Annotated in this window: 20 protein-coding genes and 1 pseudogene; all 21 read left to right on the plus strand. The window is 31.5% G+C overall.

What is annotated here, in order from left to right; translation table 11 throughout:
* Positions 1-6 precede the first annotated feature (6 nt).
* The gene (locus C7390_RS06005; RefSeq protein WP_116443781.1) at positions 7-1122 is read left to right on the plus strand and encodes a glycosyltransferase family 4 protein; all 1116 of its coding nucleotides are present in this window, start codon (positions 7-9) and stop codon (positions 1120-1122) included.
* Positions 1112-2113: a glycosyltransferase family 2 protein gene (locus C7390_RS06010; RefSeq protein ID WP_116443782.1), complete on the plus strand. Its 1002-nt coding sequence runs from the start codon at positions 1112-1114 to the stop codon at positions 2111-2113. Before C7390_RS06005 ends, C7390_RS06010 begins: the two co-directional genes overlap by 11 nt.
* A 36-nt stretch (positions 2114-2149) precedes the next feature.
* Positions 2150-3241 (plus strand): glycosyltransferase WbsX family protein, encoded by a 1092-nt coding sequence (locus C7390_RS06015; RefSeq protein WP_116443783.1) that lies wholly within the window; start codon positions 2150-2152, stop codon positions 3239-3241.
* A gap of 358 nt (positions 3242-3599) precedes the next feature.
* Positions 3600-3758: pseudogene (locus tag C7390_RS13885) on the plus strand (DapH/DapD/GlmU-related protein); the annotation flags it as partial.
* 234 nt (positions 3759-3992) lie between these two features.
* On the plus strand, positions 3993-5441 hold the full coding sequence (locus tag C7390_RS06025) for a flippase (RefSeq protein ID WP_116443784.1): 1449 nt from the start codon (positions 3993-3995) through the stop codon (positions 5439-5441).
* 24 nt (positions 5442-5465) lie between these two features.
* Positions 5466-6362, plus strand: a complete 897-nt coding sequence (locus C7390_RS06030) for a hypothetical protein (protein WP_116443785.1) — start codon at positions 5466-5468, stop codon at positions 6360-6362.
* Complete coding sequence (locus C7390_RS06035; RefSeq protein ID WP_318295582.1) at positions 6353-8458, plus strand: SIS domain-containing protein; 2106 nt, start codon at positions 6353-6355, stop codon at positions 8456-8458. Before C7390_RS06030 ends, C7390_RS06035 begins: the two co-directional genes overlap by 10 nt.
* Entirely contained in the window at positions 8451-8825 is a 375-nt protein-coding gene (locus C7390_RS06045) for an NIF family HAD-type phosphatase (protein ID WP_116443786.1), read from the plus strand. Before C7390_RS06035 ends, C7390_RS06045 begins: the two co-directional genes overlap by 8 nt.
* 380 nt (positions 8826-9205) lie before the next feature.
* Positions 9206-9553 carry an IS66 family insertion sequence element accessory protein TnpA gene (gene tnpA / locus C7390_RS06050; RefSeq protein ID WP_456362876.1) on the plus strand — a complete coding sequence of 116 codons (348 nt, stop codon included), beginning with the start codon at positions 9206-9208 and terminating at the stop codon, positions 9551-9553.
* A 449-nt stretch (positions 9554-10002) separates the two neighbouring features.
* The gene (gene tnpC, locus C7390_RS06055; RefSeq protein WP_318295583.1) at positions 10003-10917 is read left to right on the plus strand and encodes an IS66 family transposase; all 915 of its coding nucleotides are present in this window, start codon (positions 10003-10005) and stop codon (positions 10915-10917) included.
* Positions 10918-11315: 398 nt separating this feature from the next.
* The gene (locus C7390_RS06060; protein ID WP_116443788.1) at positions 11316-12119 is read left to right on the plus strand and encodes a DUF4393 domain-containing protein; all 804 of its coding nucleotides are present in this window, start codon (positions 11316-11318) and stop codon (positions 12117-12119) included.
* A 56-nt stretch (positions 12120-12175) separates the two neighbouring features.
* Positions 12176-13732: an AAA family ATPase gene (locus tag C7390_RS06065; protein ID WP_318295584.1), complete on the plus strand. Its 1557-nt coding sequence runs from the start codon at positions 12176-12178 to the stop codon at positions 13730-13732.
* Positions 13725-14561 (plus strand): HNH endonuclease family protein, encoded by an 837-nt coding sequence (locus C7390_RS06070; RefSeq protein WP_116443790.1) that lies wholly within the window; start codon positions 13725-13727, stop codon positions 14559-14561. Before C7390_RS06065 ends, C7390_RS06070 begins: the two co-directional genes overlap by 8 nt.
* Positions 14562-15021: 460 nt before the next feature.
* Complete coding sequence (locus tag C7390_RS06075) at positions 15022-15855, plus strand: Rpn family recombination-promoting nuclease/putative transposase (RefSeq protein WP_318295585.1); 834 nt, start codon at positions 15022-15024, stop codon at positions 15853-15855.
* A gap of 448 nt (positions 15856-16303) precedes the next feature.
* Positions 16304-17431 carry a GHMP family kinase ATP-binding protein gene (locus C7390_RS06080; RefSeq protein ID WP_116443792.1) on the plus strand — a complete coding sequence of 376 codons (1128 nt, stop codon included), beginning with the start codon at positions 16304-16306 and terminating at the stop codon, positions 17429-17431.
* A gap of 30 nt (positions 17432-17461) precedes the next feature.
* On the plus strand, positions 17462-18226 hold the full coding sequence (locus tag C7390_RS06085) for a nucleotidyltransferase family protein (RefSeq protein WP_090141349.1): 765 nt from the start codon (positions 17462-17464) through the stop codon (positions 18224-18226).
* Positions 18227-18254: 28 nt separating this feature from the next.
* A complete protein-coding gene (locus tag C7390_RS06090) occupies positions 18255-18800 on the plus strand; it encodes a hypothetical protein (protein ID WP_116443793.1) in 546 nt (181 codons plus the stop codon).
* Positions 18801-18802: 2 nt separating this feature from the next.
* Positions 18803-19099: a hypothetical protein gene (locus C7390_RS06095; protein ID WP_116443794.1), complete on the plus strand. Its 297-nt coding sequence runs from the start codon at positions 18803-18805 to the stop codon at positions 19097-19099.
* 9 nt (positions 19100-19108) lie between these two features.
* Entirely contained in the window at positions 19109-19504 is a 396-nt protein-coding gene (locus C7390_RS06100) for a protein-export chaperone SecB (protein WP_116443795.1), read from the plus strand.
* 264 nt (positions 19505-19768) lie between these two features.
* Positions 19769-21178 (plus strand): methyl-accepting chemotaxis protein, encoded by a 1410-nt coding sequence (locus C7390_RS06105; protein WP_022501501.1) that lies wholly within the window; start codon positions 19769-19771, stop codon positions 21176-21178.
* 229 nt (positions 21179-21407) lie between these two features.
* Positions 21408-23246: a glutamine--fructose-6-phosphate transaminase (isomerizing) gene (gene glmS, locus C7390_RS06110; protein ID WP_055174163.1), complete on the plus strand. Its 1839-nt coding sequence runs from the start codon at positions 21408-21410 to the stop codon at positions 23244-23246.
* Positions 23247-23341 lie beyond the last annotated feature (95 nt).

Here is a 23341-nt window from a genome sequence, read left to right on the forward strand (position 1 = left end):
GAAAAAATGAAAAAAAAGGCAATATTAATTAATTATACAGGAAGAAAAGGCAGTGGAACGTGGGATGCCTACGGAATGGCAAAAGCATTAATAGCAAAAGGAATTTGTTGTGTTGGTGTATTTTCAAGTGATGTAGAAAATAAAAATGAAATACAAAAACTTGCTTTTGATAAGATTGTTTTTATACCAACATATTCTAATATGAAAAGTTTTATATTAGAATCATTGAGATTTTCTAAAAAACATAGAAATAATATTATAAAAGAATTTGAAAATTATAATATAGAAAACATCTATTGCCCTATGGACACACAATGGGAAAAGAAAATAAGTGATTGTTTTCCTAAAGCTAAAGTATATTTAGTATGTCATGAACCATTGCTAAAGAAAGGTGATAATTGGATAACGTATAAGATATTTAGAACTCATATGAAAAAGGCTGATGCTGTTATTGTTCATTCGAAGGTATTTATAGATGTAGTAAAAAGAATATCAAAAAAACCCACATATTATATGCCATTAGGACAAATTAATTATTATGGACAATATGATGATAAAAAAAGTATGGTAACCTATTCAAATAGTACAGTGAATTATTTGTTTTTTGGAAGAATAGCTGAAAATAAGGGGTTGGATATTTTAGCAGAAGCATATCGAAAAGTATATGATGAACTTGATAATAGTGTATCACTGAGTGTTATAGGAAACGGAGATTTTTCATTATATGAAAAATTATATCGGCACTTAAGCAATGTAACTATTATTAATAGATGGATAGAAGATAGGGAAGTTGAAAGCATTTTCCTGGGACACAATTTAATACTTATATGTCCTTATAAGGAGGGGTCACAGTCAGGGGTTATTCAGGTAGCTAGAGATTATGGAATACCAATGATTGTTACTAATGTTGGCGGTTTATCAGAACAAGTGGAAAATGAAATTACAGGATTAGTTACGAATGTTGATGCCGATGAAATAGCTGCTGCAATGATACGATTAGCAAATGATAAAGAATTATATAATCAAATAAGTAGAAATGAAAAAGAAGAAGCAAAGAAATATACTTGGGAGAATTCAGCTGTATATTTAATTGATATTATGGGAGAAAAAAATGAAAATTAGTTTAATTATTCCTGTTTATAACAAAGAAGATTTTGTAGTTCGTTGTATAGATTCTTTAATAAATCAAACATATGAAGATATTGAAATTATTGCAATTGATGATGGATCGACAGATGATTCATTAAAAATCTTAAATGAATTAGAGAAAAAAGATCAAAGAATGAAAGTGTTTCATCAAGATAATGCAGGTGTTAGTGTAGCTAGAAACAGAGGCTTATTAGAAGCAACAGGTGATTATGTTTATTTCATTGATGGAGATGATTATTTAATTAAAGATGCATGTGAAAAAATGATAAAAGCTACAAATAATGGTATTTATGATATGGTAATCTGTAAATATCAAATAGAAAATTCAAATGGAAGAGTAAATGTTCCGGTAGAAATTAATAAACAAGAGTGGGATACTGGGACAGAAAAAGCAGTTATAGATTTTTATTATACAGGGAGAAAAATAGGAACAGGAATTGCAAATAAAATGTTTTCAATGAAAATAATTAGAGAAAATAATTTACAATTTCCTAAATTAAAAATTGGAGAAGATACGATTTTTATTATAGAATTTCTGAAAAAATCAAATAGATGGTATTTTATAAACGATGTTTTATATTCTTATTGTATGAATAATGACTCGGTTATGCATACAGTTGATATATCTATTGTTGATAATATGATAGAATTAATGAATGCTTATAATAATACGATAGTGGGTTTTGAAGATATTAAGGAAGCAAGAATTGCAATTTCTACATTTTGTGTAAGAGATGTTTTTACTATATCAAAATTTGCTTATAATAGTAAAACGAAATTTAAAGATAGATATAGATGGTTTAGAAATGAAATGAAAAAAAAGGAGATATATAACTTTATAAATGAGGCAAATATATCAAAACTTTCTTTTAAATTTAAAGTTGTATATTGGTGTTGGAAGTACAAATTGCCATTAATGATAGTATTAATGGTTAAGATGTATAAATTAACAGTTAATAATTAATTACAAATTCGGATAAGAAATAAAAGGAGTTTAGCTATGAAAACAAAAATTTTAGCAATGTATTTGCCACAATATCATACATTTAAGGAAAATGATGAATGGTGGGGAAAAGGACATACAGAATGGGTAAGCTGTAAAGCATCTAAGAGTTTATATAAAAATCATTATCAACCAAGAATTCCGTTAAATAAAAATTATTACGATTTATCAACGGTAGATGAACAGATAAAACAGGCAGAGCTTGCTAAAAAATATAGTATATATGGATTTTGTTATTATCATTATTGGTTTAATGGAAAAATACTGATGCAAAAGCCGTTGGAAAATATGTTAAATACACCAGAAATAAATATTCCATTTTGTATTTCGTGGGCTAATCATACATGGACCCAAAGCCCTAAAAAATCAGACCAAAAAAGGGTGCTGATAAAACAGGAATATGGAGATGAAAAAGATTGGATTAAACATTTTAATTATTTATTAAATTATTTTAATGATGATAGATATATAAAAATTGATGGGAAACCAATGCTTATAATATACGATGCTAAAGGTATAACAGAGTGGTCTAAAATGCAAAAATGTTGGAATAAATTGGCTGTAGAAGCTGGATTTAGTGGAATATATTATGTATCAACAATAAAATATGAAAACGAAATAGAAATTACAAGTAATATGAATTTTGATGCTCAATTTGAATATCAGCCTACATATGCATTATCAAGAGGTAATTTTTTGAATTATGCTTGGTATGCAAATATTAAAAGAGTTGTTTGTAGAGATATTATACATAGGCCTTGCGTGCTTAATTATGATAAGGTTTGGAAAAGAGTTTTAAAATCAAATCATAATGGACAATTAAAAACATTTTTAGGTGCATACAATGATTGGGATACAACAGCTAGATGGGGCAAGGCAGGAATTGTTCATCAAGGAGCTAGTCCAGAAAAATTCAAAAAATATTTTCAGATGCAATATAAAAGGTCAAATAATTTAAAAAATGAATTTATGTTTTTTACAGCTTGGAATGAATGGAGCGAAGGAGCATATTTAGAAGCTGATGAGAAGAATAAATATGGGTATCTTGAAGCAATAAGAGATGTTGTAAAAAATGACGGGAATAAATAATATGAATAAAAGAGAATTTAGAGATTTATTTCCAATGATATGTGAAATAAGGTTGTTTGTCAAAAAATGTGAATTTCAAAGAAAATGGAGAAAAGCAAATAAACATAATCAGACTAGAGTTGAGAGTATTTTTGACATTAGCAGTGTTAAAGTTGGAAATGGCACATATGGTATTATTAATACATTAACTTATAATAAAGGATATCATCTAGAAATAGGAAATTATTGTTCAATTGGACCAGATGTAATGTTTATGTTGTGTGCAGAGCATAATGTATTAAATGTATCTACATATCCTTATAAAGCACAATATTATGGTGAGCCAGAAGCAATATCTAAAGGAAATATTGTTGTAGAAGATGATGTTTGGATAGGTGCAAGGGCGATAATTATGTCGGGAGTAAAAATTGGACAGGGAGCTGTTGTAGCGGCTGGAGCTGTTGTAAGTAAAGATGTTCCTCCTTATGCTATTGTGGGGGGTGTTCCAGCCAAAATTATTAAATATAGATTTGATGATAATTTACGTTTTTTATATAAGAAAATAGATTATTCTAAGTTAGATATGGAATTTATAATGACACATATTAATGAATTGTATGGTGAATGTCAAAATATAGCTAAATTTCCTATAAAGGGAAAAGATAATTGAACTTTATATGATACTGTTTATTTTGATAGATGTAAAGGATTACATAAAATATTGAAAGTAAATATTAATTTTATTTTGATAATTAGGAGTAATTAAATAATTGTGAAAGAAAAAAGTATAAAAATAAATGCGGTTTTAAATGTGATAAAGACTATTTCGAGCATTATATTTCCGTTAATTACATTTCCATATATTTCTAGAGTATTGATGCCAGATAATGTAGGAAAGGTGAATTTTGGCTCTTCATTTGTATCATACTTTTCACTTATTGCATCACTAGGAATTACTACATATGCTATTAGAGAATGTAGTGCAAAAAGAAAAAATAAAGAGAAATTATCTAGGACAGCATCTCAGATTTTTTCAATAAATGTTATTACAACTATAATTGCATATGTATCAATGGCAATAATTTTGCTATTATTTAGAAATTTAGATTCATATAGAACACTTATTATTATTCAGAGTACAGCTATATTGTTTGCTACATTGGGATGTGATTGGCTGAATTCTGCAATGGAAGATTTTGCTTTTATAACTGTACGAACAATTGCATTTCAGATTATTTCACTTGTGTTAATGTTTGCATTTGTACGTAAGCCAAGTGATTATATTACTTATGCTGCAATTACGGTTCTTTCATCAAGTGGTGCTAATATTATTAATATTTTTTATAGAAAAAAATATTGTACCGTCAGATTTGTTAGACAAATGAATTTAAAGAGGCATTTCAAACCGATTCTTCTTTTGTTTGTTATGTTATTGGTACAGACGATATTTAATAGCGCAGATGTTACAATGCTCGGATTGATGAAGGGCGATTATGAGGTAGGACTTTATAGCATAGCAGTAAAAATAACAAATTTGGTGTGTCAATTAGTGAATTCAATATTGTGGGTAGTATTACCGCAATTAACTAAATTGTTTATAGATGAAGATTTTGAAAGAATAAACGTAACGTTAAGAAAAATTTTTCAAGGATTTATTTCTTTAGGATTTCCGTGTGCTGTAGGTTCTATTTGCCTTGCAAATGAAATAGTTGTAGTGGTTGGTGGACAGGAGTATAAAAATGCAGCTACATCGCTTATTATTTTAATGGTTGGTTTTGTTTTTAATCTTTTAGGTGGTTCATTTTTAGGTAATATGATTTTACTTCCATCAAATAGAGAAGCTGTATTTATGAATATTTGCACAATAGCTACACTTATTAATGTAATATTGAATTTTATATTAATTCCTAAGTTTGGAGCTGTGGCTGCATCAATTACAACAGCTTTTTCATATTTAGTAATGTTGATTTTATGCATTATTACGGTTGATAAAAGAATACAATTAAAAGGGATAAAGAATAGTATTACTAGCTCAATAGTAGGTTGTTTTGTGATTATTGTTTTATGTGGAGTTATAAAAGGATTATTTTATAGAGAAATTACTATTATAATGTTAGGTATTTTAAGTAGTGTAGTATTCTATCTATTAACTCAAGTTATTATGAAAAATGAATTTGTATGTGAAATAATTAATTCAATAAATAATCGGAAAAAAAGTTAAAACAATTCAATATGGTATAAAAATATGAATAAAATTAGATTAAAAATATTAAATATAGTTACAAAATTAAGATATAAGCTTTCTGCTTATTTGTATACAGTTTTTTTTGTGTTGAAAAATAATATTTGTGAAAAATACTACATATGTAGTAGAGGAATTGGAGATACAATTATATTTTTATCGCGCTTAAATAATTATTATGATAAGTATGGTAAGAAAGTAAATATAATTATTGCAGAAAATCAAAAATGTTTGATTAAACCATATAAAAATTATATAAATAAAAGCATTGTATTGCCAACCTCAAAAATTATTTTGTTAACAGAAATGGTTTATAATTATAAAATATATGAAAATAAACTTCAATTTATTCTACCATCAGATGCAGAGAAATTATTATCTAAAAGTAATTTGTTTGATTTGATGGGTTCAACTCTTGATATTACAGGGGATGATTTTGAACCACCAAATTTTGATGAATTGGATGTTAATGATGTTTTTGTTGGAGAGTTAGAAAGTCTAAGAGATGAAAAATATGTATTTTTGGCACCTGCTTCAGTTTCAGTTTCACAAATAGAACAAAGTGTGTGGAAAGAAATAGCTGATATATGTAAAAAATACGGATTTATTGTTGTAGAGAATGAAAATAAAAATTATCAGCAAAAAATAGGAGATATTGAGGTGTTTAAATCGATTGATGAAACATATTTAATTGCAAAAAAAGCATCATTTATTATTAGTGCCAGAAGTGGTCTAAGTGATTTGTTAGCTTATACGAAATCACCAATGATGGTTATTTATCCTAATAAATGGAGTTTAGAAAAATTTACTTTTAGTAAAATGCCATTTTCTCGACATATAATTGAAATAGTTGAGGATGGTAAATTAATACAAATTGTGGAGGAAATGTTATGTCATTGAATTACATTATAGTTCAGGCGGGTGGTAAAGGAACAAGAATGGAGTCATTAACAGCAAATAAACCGAAGGCTTTAGTTCCAATTGATAATTTACCAATGATTTTTCATTTATTTAGAAAGTATCCAAGTAAAAAATTTATTATTATTGGTGATTATAAATATGATGTTTTGGATAGATATCTAAAAGAGTTTGCAGAGGTGGATTATAAAATTGTATGTGGAACTGGACATACAGGTACATGTGCAGGTCTTAAAGAGGCGATTGCTTATATACCTAATGGTCAGAGGTTTATGCTTATTTGGTGCGATCTAGTATTATCAGATGATTATGAAATACCGCAAACAGAAAATAATGTTATTGGAATTTCTAAAGATTTTCCTTGCCGTTGGAAGTATGAAAATGGGGAATTTAAAGAAGAGAGAAGTCAAGAATTTGGTGTAGCCGGACATTTTATATTTAAAGATAAATCATATTTAGAAGATTTGCCGGAAGATGGAGAGTTTGTTAAGTGGCTTAAATCGAAAAATTATAAATTTGTTGAGCAGGGATTATATCACACACACGAGTATGGGATTTATGATCAGTGGGAGAAACTTCCAAAAACAAAATGCAGACCTTTTAACAAAACTTGGGTAGATAATGGTAAGTTTTATAAAGAAGGTATTGATAAACAAGGAAAAACTCTTGCAATTAGGGAAAATGCTTGGTATGAGGCATTAAAAGGAAAAAAATTTAAAAATCTGCCTCAAATTTATGGATATAATCCTCTTTGTATGGAATATATAGATGGTGGAAATATCTATGAATATTCTGATATTTCATTTGAACAGAAGAAGATTATTCTTAAGCAGATTGTAGATTGTTTGAATGAAGTACACAAATTGGGAAGTATCCCAGCAGATGAAGAAAGTTTTAGAGTTGCTTATATTGATAAGACATATGATAGGTTAAAGAAGGTTAAAAATTTAGTTCCGTTTGCAAATGATGAGACTATTATTATAAATGGGAAGAGATGTCGTAATGTTTTTTATCATAAAGAACAACTAGAACATATGATCATGAAGTATTTACCAGAAGAATTTAAGTTGATTCATGGTGATTGTACTTTTAGTAATATGATATTAAAAGATGGAGATACCCCTATTTTAATTGATCCACGAGGATATTTTGGAAAAACAGAACTTTATGGTGACGAAGCATATGATTGGGCTAAGTTATATTATTCTCTTTTTAGCAATTATGATCAATTTAATCTGAAAAGGTTTAGGTTACATATTGGAGATAACTCTGCAGATTTGGAAATATATTCAAATAATTGGGAAAAATTAGAAGATTACTTTTTTGAACTGTTGGATGGTAAAGTTACAAAGTTGCAAATGAAGTTATATCTAGCAATTATATGGCTGAGTTTAACAACATATGCCTGGGAAGATTATGATTCTATTTGTGGTGCATTCTACAATGGATTGTATTATCTTGAAGAGGCTTTTTCTATGACAAGTGCATATGATTATTATTTCGCTTCAGATGGAGAAGTCATTATGACAGCGTTACAGTCAGTTGATATTCAGGAAATGGATAGATTAATTGATGCCTGTGAAAAAACAATTAAATCAGGAAATAAAATAATTGCATCGGGATTAGGAAAAAATGTTCCAATTTGTGATAAATTTGTTGGAACAATGCTTTCATTAGGGCTTAATGCTAATTTTTTGCATACTAATTCTGCTGTACATGGCGATATGGGAATGGTTAAATCAGGTGATTTGGTTATTATTTTAACTAAGAGTGGAGCAACCGCAGAGTCTGTATATCTTGAAGAGCTATTAGAAAAGCGAGAGGGGGTTCAACTTTGGCTTTTGAGTTTTAAGAGAGAAAGTATATTAGCAAAAAAAATGAATAATAAGATAATTATTGATTTGTTACATGAAGGTGATATGTGGGATGTTGTTCCAAATCATTCAACAACAATTAATCTGATTATTTTACAAAAAATTGCTATGGAACTAGCTAAGAGACTAAAATTGGATTTGTATAAAAACTTTAAGCCTAATCATCCAGGCGGAGCAATAGGAGCATCTTTAAATAATGAATAAATTAATTTTGTCAACACTAGCACATACTTGGATATTGGATCTTGATGGTACAATTGTAAAACATAATGGATATAAGTTGGATGGAACAGATACTCTTCTTGAAGGCGCTAAAGAATTTTTGGAAGATATTCCTGAAAAAGATATGATAGTATTCTTGACATCAAGAACTGATGAGTATAAGAATAAGACGATAAATTTTTTGAATGAGAATAAAATAAGATATGATCATATAATTTTTAATGCACCATATGGCGAGAGAATATTGGTTAATGATGATAAGCCGAGTGGATTGCATATGAGTATAGGAATTAATAAAAAGCGTGACGAAAAATTGTGTATTAACATTGAGGAAGATTCAATGCTTTGATCAGTTAATTTTGGAATATGGTTGTATTATAAATATTATGACGATGGATTTATTATTCCAAACATAATGTGATAATTAATTTGTATTAGTTGTACTGTGTGTTATTCAATTGTATAGCTAATACAAATTTTTTATGTATAAATATATTAATGATAAGAAATATGATATTATAGATTAAGAAGCAAGGTAAACGCTCCAACCTATGTACCTACAAATACTCCGAAAAATTTGATATAACCATAATAATCCAGTTGCACAAGTTGTACGATTTTAACGAATTGTACAATTCGTACAACTATCACAAATTTTTCGGGAGGTTATAATTATTGAACGCTAGGGAGCTGGAAACACAGCACAATCTTAAAAAGTGAGCAGCCATAATAAAGGAATGCCGTTCAAGCGGCATGAAGATACTTCAATGGCTTGAGATAAACAACATATCAAAAGACCAGTATTACTACTGGCAGAGAAAGCTTAAAGAAACATGTATTGATACTTTTGAAAGACAGGCAGCTACATTTGTGGAACTTCCTGTAACTAAAGAAGTCCCGGCATCAACAGAATTAACTGTTACACATACTATATGTGAAAACAAAAATGATGGCTGTTCTTTTAAAGATAATACAATAGCTGCTGTAATAAAAACCAATGGAGTTACATTTGAAATCACTAATACTGCTACACCTGATTTTATAAAAAATCTTATAGAGGCATTTAACCATGCTTAATGATGCAGCTGGTTTTAAACGCATATTTATAGCAGCCGGCTACACGGATTTACGGAGAGGAATAGACGGACTTGCAGGAATCGTACAGTATCAGTTTGAATAGTTAATGAAAGGCTTTGAGATTATAGCAAAACGCCCTATCAGGCCACAGGATAATCCTGGAACACTAATGTAAACATTGTGCAGAAAGTAGATTTTTTACAATATAAAAAGTTTTCAAAACTATAATCGTTACAGCAAATATATGGATTATCCACTAAATGCAGGGCATAAAAGAATTAATACATCCCTGTGTCCTGCCTTATGTGGATAATAGTTCTAAAACATCAGAAATACCGGCTTTTTAGAAGTGTTATCCACCGTCATAATGACGAATCAGACAAATGCCCTAAGTGGCATAATAACACGATTTCTGCTATACTTAATGCCAAGAAAAGGAGTATGTGGTTATGGAGATTAAGTATACAGAGGAAGAATTAAACAGCATAGATAAGTCACTTCTTATCAAGATGTTTCTTAATCTGCAGAACCAGATGGAAACTCTTACAGTAGAGACGAAAGCACTTAATGATAAGATGCAGAAAATGATGTACCGTTCAGGATATATGTATTCAGGTGAGCAGATAGTCCTGTATGAATACCAGCGTACAAGAAATGCTTCACATCCAAGGCAGTTTCTAAAAGATTATTCCGGGGTATGTGTAACTGATGGTTATCAGGTATACCATACAGTAGAAAAGGAACTGGAAGATCTTAAGATAGCCGGATGCTGGGTACACTGCAGACGAAAATTTGATGAGGCATTAAAGGCGGTTCCAAAGGCTGCCCAGAAAGAAAGCCTTTCATATCTGGTAATAAAACAGATACAGGCAGTATACCGTGAAGAGGATAAGCTGAAAGAACTCAAACCAGAAGACAGACTTAAGCAGCGTCAGGTGGTAATAAAGCCACTGATTGATGCTTTATTTGCGTACCTTAAATCAAACGAAAGAAAAGCCAGCACAGCTAAACTGAAACAGGCTGTCACGTATGCACTCAATCAGGAAAAATATCTGAGAGTATTTCTTGAAGATGGTGAAGTCCCAATGGATAACAATGCATCGGAACGTGCAATAAGAGGCTTTTGTATAGGCAAGAAGAACTGGGAAATGATAGATACAATCAATGGAGCTGCATCCTCAGCAATAATATACAGTATTGCAGAGACAGCTAAAGCTAATAACTTAAAGCCTTATGAGTACTTTGAATATCTGCTGCCCCAGATACCGGAACATATGGACGATACAGACCGCTCATTTCTGGAAGATCTTCTTCCATGGTCACCAAAGCTGCCAGAATACATCAGAAAACAAAAAGACTGCTAAACTGCGGTCTTTCAAAAGTCAAGGTACATCAGATGGAGCGTTTACAATTGATGTGTGTGGAACAATTGAAAATCATTAAAAGTACGGTTTATAAAAACTGTTCTGTCTATAACCTGAGATTTATGTACCATCTGCGGCAAAATTTTAATTTACGGTTATTAATTCTATTGCACTAGAGCAGAGAAAATTTTAAAACTCATTTTTCAACTTGTGAAAAAGGTAAAAATGTAATTGATTATTGTAAAAAAATAAGTTACAATTTAACAAAATATAGATATCCGTAACTTGTAGAACTTCTTTACAGGTTGGGCAATTAAAGGTTTGCTCTGTCTAATACAACATTGAGAAATTTTGTGTTGTTATTAGGCAGTTTTTGTTTTATTAGGGAGGCTAGAAATATGGCAAAAGTAAAAGTTGATTTAGGAGTGGCAGAAGTAATTGGAAAAGTAAAAGATACCGAAACGATTAATCAAGCAGATAAAACAACGGCATTACTAATCAGGGCTGTTCATGCTGCGTTGTCTCCACTTGAAAAATGGGTTTTGCAAAAAGAAAGTAATATTGAACAAACTAGAAAATTGTTGGAGAAGAAGTTAAAGAATGTTCCAGTTGAAAATATCATTACACCTCCAATGTATATAGGAGTTCCTGCTTTACAGGCAATTTCATATTGTATGAATGATGAAAGTTTACGCAATATGTATGCAGAATTATTGGCTCATGCAATGAATTCGGATACTGTAGATAATGTACATCCTACATATGTGGAAATTATCAAGCAAATGTCACCATATGATGCACTTATTTTTCAGAATTTAGTAAAAGAGTTGGTGAAGCCATGTATAAGTTTGCGATATGAAAAAATGGATGCTTCAGGATATCCGATTATAGATTGTTTTGCGTTTGCAGATGTTGATAGTTTTCCTATAATTCCTACGCAGATTTCATTAGAAAATTTGGAACGTTTACGTTTGATTGAAATTAATAAAAATTTTCATTATAGTAACGAAAATAAGTATAGGGAGTTAAGACAATCAACCGGATTGAATAAAATGTTAGAAGAGTATGTAATAGATAATGAAAACAATCTGCCTAGCAATGAGTATAAAATTGTTGCAAGTGAATTTGCAATTATGGTAAGGGGATTTGGTCAGTTTTTTGCAAGGGCCTGCTTGGGAACGGATTTCTCAGATATATCATAGATTGCAATTTACAAGGAGATCAGTATGGCATATGCTAAATGATAAGGGAGAAGATAATGAGATTTGAAGTTGTATCTTCAGTAAATGATTGCAAAAACAAAGATACTATATATTTGATTCTGGATAATTGGGATGATTGGTTTACATATTCAACATTATTCAAGGTACGGTACATTGATGAAAATGGGGTTAAACATAGAATGTCAGGTGTGAAAATTGGACAAAAGGGACAGGGGAGAAGTCCGCATCTGCCAGAAAAATTTAGTGCACTCTCGAAAGATTTTTTTTCATTGGGAGTATGTGAAGATTATTATGATTCAATAAAATCCAATTTTCCAGATGACAAGCAAAGAGAAGAGATATTTTGTGCATTAAATGATATTGCATTTGATTTGGAACTATTTGACAAAGTAAAAAACTTGGATGTTGTTCAAACATCATTAATGAGAGATTATACTTCTAGAGTTATAAAAAATCAGTTTCATAGGATGACAATGGGAGGAGCATGGTTGACACCATATAAATTTAGCTATTTTCCAGATGGTGAAGTGGATGTTCTAGATGAAAATGTAACGGAATTGGAATTTAAAGTGGAACATGAAAAAATGCCGCCATCTAATATACATGTGTTAATCGGAAAAAATGGAGTTGGTAAAACAACTTTATTGAAAGATATGATAAGTGCATTAGAAGAAACAGGAGAAAATCGTGGTGCATTTCAAACATGGGAAGGAAAGGGATTTGCAAATATAGTTTATGTTTCATTTAGTGCGTTTGACGGATTTTTTGATATAGAGGATGATATTGTACAATATTCATATATTGGATTGGCAACAAAAAATGGAATTAAAAATATTGATATGCTAGCAAAAGATTTTGCAGGAAGCTTGTTTGAAATATCAAAAGGAAATAAAAAGAAACTTTGGAAACAAATAATAGATATTTTGGAATCTGACAATACCTTTATAAATTTGAATATAAAAAAGTGGTCTGAAGAATGCGAGGATAACGTAAATCAATTACCATCGGAATGCAGTATGGAGAGTCTTGGGGCAGATAGAAAAAGATTATTAAAAGAATCATTTATAGAAAAAATAATTCCAAGATTTAAAACGCTGAGTTCTGGACACAAGGTTATTTTATTAATTATTGTAAGGTTGATTGAACTAGTAGAAGAAAAAACACTGGTAATAATAGATGAACCAGAAGAACATTTACATCCACCTCTTGTATCAGCATTAATCAGAGCATTGTCGAGTCTGCTTACATATCGAAATGGAGTAGGGGTCATTGCTACACATTCACCAGTTATAGTGCAAGAGGTACCTAAAGATTGTGTTTGGATATTAAGAAGAGTAGGAGAAGAATTAATTGCAGAAAGACCAGAAATAGAAACGTTTGGTGAGAATTTGGGAGTGCTTACAAGCGAAATTTTTGGGTATGAAGTTACTAATTCAGGATTTCATACAATGATTCAAAATTCTGTAGAAAAATATTCAAGCTTTAAAAGAGCAATGAAATATTTTCATGGAAAATTAGGAAATGAAGGTAAGGCAATTTTGCGTTCTCTTATGTATGAAAAAGAACAGTTAGAGGAAGAGGTAGATGATTAAATTAGAAAAACCAGATATAGATGTGGAATCTATAATTACGGACTGTACAGCGAATCTTACAAAACAACCTATTTTAACACATATTAATGCAAGCAAAACCACCATTGTATCAAAAAGTGAAAAATATAATGAACTTGCAGAAAAAGGTCAATTGGGAACATTAGAAACTCATACGATGATTGAGGGTGGAGCAACTAAAGATGATATGGTTTGGTTGTATGACAACAAATTTGTGGCAGATGGTGGAAGAAAGTATTATGACAAAATAAAAGCTATTCCTAAATATAGCAAATGCCCGTTTTGTGGTGTGGGAATAGTGAGTACGTTAGATCATTATCTGCCAAAAACAAAATATCCAACATATGCACTGACTCCTGTGAATCTTATTGCATGCTGCGCAGACTGTAATAAAAATAAAAAATCGGAGATTAGTGAAACGAGGAACAATGAATTTATACATCCATATTATGATGATTTTAATGATGAAGTATGGTTAAAAGTAAAAATAGTATTTGATGAGGAAATAATATTTAGCTTTTATGCAGAAAAACCAAATACATGGGAACAAGAAAAGTATGAAAGAGCAAAAAATCATTTGAGAAAATTGCAATTGAACAAGTTATATGTCGCTCATTGTGGAGAGGAATTTTCTGAATATCGAGATACGGCAAAAGATTTGTATAAAAAAGGTGGAGAGGAATTGGTTAGAGAGGATTTGATATGCAGGATTGAAGAACGGAGGAGAGTGACAAAAAATAATTGGCGAGCAGCCTTATATGAAGGGTTATTGGAGAGCCAAGATTTTTTTGATAAATTTTTAATGAGTTAAAATAGATTCTTGTATAATTTAAAGTGTAGATGAGATGTAAGTTGATTTACAAAAATAGATACCTTAAAGAGACAAATAAAGTCATATAATGAAGATTATGATTTGATACAAAGAAGATCAGATATGATGTTGAATAATTGGAGAGAAGAAACAGCAAAAGATGAAAAACGTTTAGATGTTTTAGAAAGATTTGGGGCAATATTATAGTATGGTATTAATGAAAGAATTTAATGTTTCAAATTTTGTTGATGATTTAAGTGTGATATGTAACATAAGTAAGCGCTAAGTAGGTTACAAATTATGTAAACACCAAATGAAAAGATAAATGTTATTAATGATAAATATTGTATAAAATAAAAAATGATATTCTTGACTCGTGCACATATATTTATTATACTCATAATATAAAAATACAAAGAATTTATAATGTGATGTGTTTTACAAAGAGGAGGATATTATATTGCAGAAGAATTATGAGGATTTGACATTTGCAGATGATTTTATTTTTTGCAAGGTATTGACGATTAATAAGGAGTTGTGCAAAGAACTCCTGGAGCTTATTCTTAATGTGAAGATAAGCAGAATAGAGTATGTTGAAGATCAGAAGTCAGTGGATATGACATATGATGGTAAAGGTGTTCGGTTTGATGTATACGTTGAAGATGATGATACAGTCTATGATATAGAGATGCAGACATCGATTACCGTAGATATTCCCAAGCGTATAAGGTATTATCAGGGGATGATAGATTTGAACTTGATAACAGCAGGTGAATCATATAAAAAATTAAAGAAGACGTTTATTATCTTTATATGTCTGAAGTCACCATTTGACGGATTTAATCTGCCGATATATACTTTTAGTGAGATATGTGAACAGGACAACAGGGTGCATCTGAATGATGATACTGTTAAGATAATTATTAATGCAGCCGGAGATAGAAGTCTGGTGTCACAGGAAATGGCGCAGTTTTTGGATTATGTATCAGGCAATGCAGCTGAAGGCGGATTTGTAAAGAAGCTTGATATGGCAGTTGATGTAGTAAAGACAAAGAAAGAACTGGAGGTGGAGTATATGACATTACGGATGAAACTTCAGGAAGAACGTGAGGAAGGACGAGAAGAAGGCAGAGAAGAAGGACGTCAGATAGGCAGATTGGAAGGTCAGATTATGGAGAGAATTAAGACATCACTTATATTCAATGCTACTAAAGAAACAATAGTGGGTGGATTAATAAGAGATTTTCATATATCAGAAGATGAAGCTGAAAAGTATTATGAAACATATAAATAAATATAATAAGGAAAAGCAGAAGATAAGTATAATGGTATTTTTAAATATCATTATACTTTTGTGAATACGGCAGATGGGATTAAGTTATAACGTAATTGTATAACTAATATCAATTTGCAGGAGTTTAAGAGCTGTTTTGATAAGTATAGTTAGATGAGTGCAAGAATTATTTATTGACAATATATAGAATATATAACAATATATTATTATAAGTAATAAACAAAGGGCTGATAATAGTTAGAAAGTGATAATTATGGTAAGGAAATATGAGATATGAATTCAAAAAAATTATAAATATTTGTTAAAATATATAACAGTATATCATATTGTAAAGATAAAGAAATGATTTTTGAATTATTGAAGGAAACAATATCTAATGCTGTTAAAAAGTATGAATATAAGGCAGGTTAGATGTATAAATAACTAAAGAATAAAAGAGGAAATAATAATGAAACACACAATTTTCACCCCATACAGAGTATGCCCCTTAGGTGCACACGTAGACCACCAGCTTGGACAGGTTACGGGTTTTGCAATTGACAGAGGGGTTAATTTAGAATTTGACATAACAGAAGATGGAACATTTGACCTTATTAGCAAGAATTATCCAGGGCATATAATGTTCACGCTTGAAGATGAGTTAGAACGAGAGATGCTTTGGGGGGATTTCCTTAAAGCTGCGATTGTTGCACTTTCAAGAAAATATGAATTAAGGAGAGGCATCAAAGGTGTTATTGAGGGAACACTGCCAGTTGGAGGATTATCATCTTCAGCGGCAGTTATTCTTACATATCTTAATGCGGTATGTATAGCTAATGATATTCAGATTACAAGACCGGAGATTATAAGCAATGCTATATGGGCGGAGCGTAATTATATAGGAGTTAATGTCGGCAAGCTTGACCAGAGCTGTGAGGTATATTGCAGGAAAAATGGCCTACTATTTCTTGATACACTGGATGATTCCAATGAGATTATACCGGTAAGTTCCAATATGAAACCATTTGAGATTATGATTGTATTTGGCGGAAAGGAAAGACAGCTTGCTGGTTCTGCGTATAATACCAGAGTTGATGAGTGCAAGGCAGCGGCGTATGCGTTACAGGCTTATGCAGGTATGGATTATGGTAATTATAAAGATACATATTTAAGAAATGTACCTATTGGTGTCTATTTGCAGTACAAGGACAGGCTTCCAGAGAACTGGAGGAAAAGGGCAGAACATTTTTATGGTGAAAGACAGAGGGTAAAAGATGGAATTAAGGCCTGGAAGAAAGGTGATATTGAAGAATTCGGACAGCTTATGTTCCAGTCTGGAAGAAGTTCCATAGAGCTTTATGAAACTGGCTCTGATAATCTGAGAGATTTACAGGATATATTTGAAAATACAGATGGAATATATGGCGGAAGATTTTCTGGTGCAGGCTTTAATGGTTCAAGTATTGCTCTTATTAATCCAGATAAGAAAGAAGAGATTGCTGATAAGGTAAGAAAAGAGTATATAAAGAGGCATCCTAATTTAGAGAAGGATTTTGCTATTTATTTCGTTAATACAGCAGATGGAATTAAGTTATAAAGATTACACAGTATAGAAGAGGAATTATATATGAAATGTATAGTATTAGCAGCAGGTTATGCAACAAGATTATATCCATTAACAGAGAATTTTCCAAAGCCTTTATTGGAGGTTAAGGGTAAAAGCATATTAGACTGGTTGTTAGAAGATGTTCAATCTACCAATATGGTCGATGAGGTTATAGTTGTGTCTAATCATAAGTTCTATGATATATTTACTGAATGGGCAGATAAGGCAAAGAATAGATTAAGTGGAATGAAACTTACAATTTTAGATGACGGCTCAACAGACAATGATAATAGGTTAGGTGCAGTTAAAGATATAGCATTTGCAATAAATGAATGTAATTTGGCAGGTGCAGATAAAAATGTATGCGAAGATGGAGTCCTTGTTCTTGCGGGTGACAACCTTTTGGATTTTTCTATTAAAGGATTTCTTGATTTCTACAAAGAGAAAAATGCAACCTGCATAATGAGACATTATGAGCCATCGTTAGAAAAGTTACAGCGAACAGGCGTTGTTGAAGTTGATTCTTCTGATAAGGTTATTTCAATGGAAGAAAAGCCTAAAGAACCAAAGAGCAACTGGGCTGTGCCACCATTTTATATTTATGGCAAAGAGGATTTACCGGTTATTGTTGATTGTGTCAATGACGAGGAGATTAATCTTGATGCACCGGGTGGATTTATTGAGTGGTTCTGCAAGAAACGTGAAGTTTATGCGTATGAAATGCCAGGTAAGAGATATGATATAGGTAATAGGGAAAGTCTGGAGTGGATTAGGGAGAATTACTAATAATGAACTAATGATTTGAGGGGTGCATATGGAGGCAAAGGTAATATTATTTCATAGTAATGAATCTGATAAATGTAAAGCATTTATAAATAATGATGTAAGTTTGATTACAAGTAAAAATGGAAAAGATGATATTTGGTTAGGTGATGGTATGTATTTTTGGGATAATAAGGGAAATGTTGATTGGTGGAATAATAAGCAACGTAACAGGAAACCAAATGAAACTTTTTCAATTGTAAGGGTTAATGTAAATGCTGACAATATATTAGATTTAACAGATTATGATGTTTATATGAAACTAAAGTATGCATGGGAAAAACTAGCAGAAAAAATGCAATGTAATCAGGAATTACCTTTGGGAAATAAGTTGAATATGCTATTTTCTATAGATTCATTTTCTCAAAAATATGATATAATTAAAGTGTTTGGAAAGTATAATAATACACCAGCATATGGTATATTTTCATATGATTATAAAGCTAATAAAGCAGAACCAACGATTGGTGTAAAATGTATATATAATATCAAAAATTCAAAGTGTATTTTAGAAAAAGAGTTATATAAGGAGGTTTAATTATGGGTAAAATTGATAGTTTGGAATTCCTTGATTCTTTTATAGAACAAATAGATAGTTTAACAGATGAAGAGGTTGGAATGTATAAAAAAAATTATCAAAATGAGTTGAATAATAAAATTCAACAACAGCAATTTGATTTTATACCTCCATTTAACGAAAATGATATTGATATAAAAGAAAGCAAGACAACATTACTAAATGATTATAGTTATAATAAATTAGATGTTTTTTATAAAGGTGTTGATAATAATATTAATGAGAACATTGACAAAACAACATTTGTTTATGCAGCATAGGGGGTATTTATGGTAAGAAGTGGTTTTCAATTTGCAAATCCAATATTAGAGAGGGTTAGCTTTGTTACTAATAATAAATTTGATAGCGATAAATTTGAAGGGATTGATATAGAATCTCAAACAAGTGTTGAAATGCATGAAGAAAATACAGCGAAAGTGTCTTTAAATGTTATAGTAGGAAGCAGTGAAGATAATCAGCCATTCAATATTGATATAGTAATGAGTGCTAAATTCAGATGGAGAGATACTATAGATATAGCTAAAGTTAAGGAATTATTAAAAGTTAATGGTGCTTCTGTATTGTTATCGTATATAAGACCTATAGTCGCTAACTTGACTAATAGTTCTCAGTATTCAGTATTAAATATTCCATTTATGGATTTTACACAATCTGATAGTAAGTGAAGTACCTAGTTAATCATACATTATACAAAAATATCAGACAAATTTTTATTTTTGTATGGTAAATATACTTGAATTATGATATTATTACAATATCGGTGTTATATAGACTTGAATAATTTAATAAATGGTTCGAAGATACGATGTTTTACAGATATTTATAGCTTGTTCTGCGTTAATCAGGACTGTAGTAGTATGTCTGTTGCTGGGAAATGGGAGTTGTATTTTATAACCCGCTGTTGTGCGTATATAGGAGAATGAAAGTATATGTTTAGAAAAAAGACAGAAGAGAACTTATTGCCAGAAGGTGATGTCAGGCGAATGATTGAGGCAATTGACAATATAGCCTCAGGTGATTTTAATGAGATAGATGCGACGGATTTTAATAATCCGTTGTATGCAGATAAGCTTAATTCAATGCTTAAAGCGGTTAAGCAGGTTAATAATCCAGTTGTTATGCGACTTAATGAAACTATGGAGATTCTTGGCGATAATACTTTGATTAAAGATACACTTAATCAGGTAGAAACACAGACTAAGTCGATACAGCATATGGAGAATGCCAGCCAGCATCTTGAGAGTTCTATAGAGAACATTTCTATGGCTATGGGACATATCCGTGATAATGCCCACGATATAATATCAGTGTCTCATAATGTAACGGTAGATATGAACGATAGTATCAAAGCCGTTAATGCGTCATCTAAGAAGATTCAGTCTATCAATAATAAAGTTCAGGATTTTAAGGGTAAGATTGGTAAGATTGAAGCGATTGTAGACCTTGTTAAGAAGGTATCTAACCAGAGTAATCTTTTGGCTTTAAATGCTTCTGTTGAAGCTGCAAGAGCCGGAGAAGCAGGAAGAGGCTTTGCTGTTGTTGCTGATCAGGTAAGATTATTATCTAATAATACAGCAGAGTCTGCTGGAAGTATAGTCAAGTATGTTAAAGAATTAAGAGATAATATAGATGAGCTTGCAAAAGCAATGGATGAGACTACTATAAGCCTTGGTGAAGGTAATGAAAAGGTAGAGAAGTCACTTGAAGTTATGCAGCAGATGAACAGCCAGATTGATGACATAAGTGAGAAGGTTGACAGTGTCTTTAATGACATAGATACACAGACAGGTGTTACAAAGTCATTTTCTAAGCAGATAGAGAATATTTCACAGAGCTACAGCATACTGTCTGATGACTGCCTTAAGTCAGGACAGAGGGTATTCAAGGTGGGCAGATATCTTGATAAGACAAGAAGTGACCTTGTAAGAGGCTGTTCTAAGATTACACAGCAGGATTGGATGAGAGTGTTTGAAGTAGATCATTATATTCTTACATGGAGAGTATATAACAATATCGTAGGATTTGAACATCTTTTAAAGAAGCAGGTAGATGATCCGTCACGCTGTAAACTTGGTAAATGGATTGCACAGTTAAAGGATGATAAGATTGTAAATAGTTCTGAATTCAAGCAGCTTGTAAAGGCACATAATGATTTGCATCATTATGCAGAGCTTTCATGGCATGCTAATGAAGATGGAGATAAAGAAAAGGCAATGCAGTATTTTAATGATACATATAATGCTTTTTCACAATTTGATGAGGCAATCAATAAGCTTCAGAAGAAAATGCAGCAGCTTGGTTATAATGATATAACTGCTATTGTGGCGTTTGAAAAGTAATTAATAGGAAGAGTTAATAATAAGGATTAGTATAAAAGTTAATAATAGGGATTAATAATAAGAGTTGATGCAGGGTGAAATATAGTCATAACACACAGTGGACGTGAAAAGGAGAAGTTAAGCTGAAATTGAAATATGGACTTAAAATAAATATTCTATACTCTTGTAATTAGGAACGGAATAATATATTATAAAGTGATATGAATTTTTAAAAGAGAGGAATATATCTATGTGTGGAATAGTTGGATATGTAGGTAATGAACAGGCAGCACCAATACTTCTTAACGGTCTTGCAAAGCTTGAATATAGAGGGTACGATTCGGCAGGTATTGCAGTTCGTGACGGCGATAAGCACGTTGAGGTTGTTAAGGCGAAGGGAAGGCTTAAGGCATTAGAGGAAAAGACCAATAATGGTCTTGCCATTAAAGGGACTTGCGGTATTGGACATACAAGATGGGCAACACATGGTGAGCCTTCTGAGAATAATGCACATCCTCATATATCAGATGATTATAATGTTGTTGGCGTACATAATGGAATTATTGAGAATTATCAGGAATTAAAGGATAAGCTTGTTAAGAATGGATACGAGTTCTATTCATCAACAGATACAGAAGTGGCTATTAAGCTTATAGATTATTATTATAAGAAATATGAGCATACACCTGTAGATGCTATTAACCATGCTATGGTTCGTATCCGTGGTTCTTACGCATTTGCAATTATGTTCAAGGAATATCCTAATGAAATATATGTAGCAAGAAAAGACAGCCCAATGATACTTGGTGTCAGTGATGGCAACTGCTATGTTGGCTCTGATGTACCGGCTATACTTAATTATACAAGAAATGTATATTATATTGGCAATATGGAGATTGGACGTCTTGCAGATGGTAATATAACATTTTATAACCTTGATGGTGATGAGATAGAAAAAGAGCTTGTAGAGATTAAATGGGATGCTGAGGCAGCAGAAAAGGGTGGATATGAGCATTTTATGATGAAAGAAATCCACGAACAGCCAAAGGCAATTGCTGATACACTTAATTCTGTATTAAAGGACGGGAAGCTTGATTTATCAGCAGTAGAGCTTTCAGATGAAGAGATTAAGAAGATTTCACAGATATATATCGTAGCCTGTGGTTCGGCATATCACGTTGGCGTAGTTGCACAGTATGTTATGGAAGATCTGGCTAAGATACCGGTAAGAGTAGAACTCGCTTCTGAGTTCAGATACAGAAAGCCTTTGTTAGATCCTGATGGACTTGTGATTGTTATAAGCCAGTCAGGTGAAACAGCAGACAGTCTTGCGGCATTAAGGCTTGCTAAGGATAAGGGACTTAGGACACTTGGCATTGTCAATGTAGTTGGAAGTTCAATTGCAAGAGAAGCAGATAATGTATTCTATACACTTGCCGGTCCGGAGATTTCTGTTGCTACAACTAAGGCTTACAGTACACAGCTTATAGCCGCTTACTGCCTTGCAATTCAGTTTGCCAGAGTAAGAGGTGAGATAACAGATGATGTGTACAGCACATATTTAGAAGAACTTAAGACTATACCTGATAAGATTGAGAAGATTCTTGAAGATAAGGAAAGAATTCAGTGGTTTGCCGCAAAGGTTGCCAATTCAAAGGATATATTCTTTATAGGAAGAGGGATTGATTACGCAGTCAGTCTTGAAGGAAGCCTTAAGCTTAAGGAGATATCTTATATTCATTCAGAAGCGTATGCCGCTGGTGAATTAAAGCACGGAACTATAAGTCTTATTGAAGATAATATTCTTGTTATTGGTGTGCTTACACAGAGTGAGCTTTATGAGAAGACGATAAGCAATATGGTTGAGTGCAAGAGCCGTGGTGCATATCTTATGGGACTTACTACATATGGAAAATATGAAGTTGAGGATACAGTTGAATTTACTGTATACATTCCAAAGATAGATGAACATTTTGCAGCATCACTTGCTGTTGTGCCACTTCAGTTACTTGGATATTATGTAAGTGTAGCTAAGGGACTTGATGTAGATAAGCCAAGAAATCTTGCTAAATCAGTTACAGTGGAATAAAATGAACTATATCCGTTCCACATAATAGAGTGGGACGGATTTTTACATTATTGACAATTATGTCGAATATAGTATAATTATTCAGATTGCATAAA

Source organism: Bacteroides galacturonicus, from assembly GCF_003096855.1.
GTDB classification, from domain to species: Bacteria; Bacillota; Clostridia; order Lachnospirales; family Lachnospiraceae; genus Lachnospira; species Lachnospira rogosae.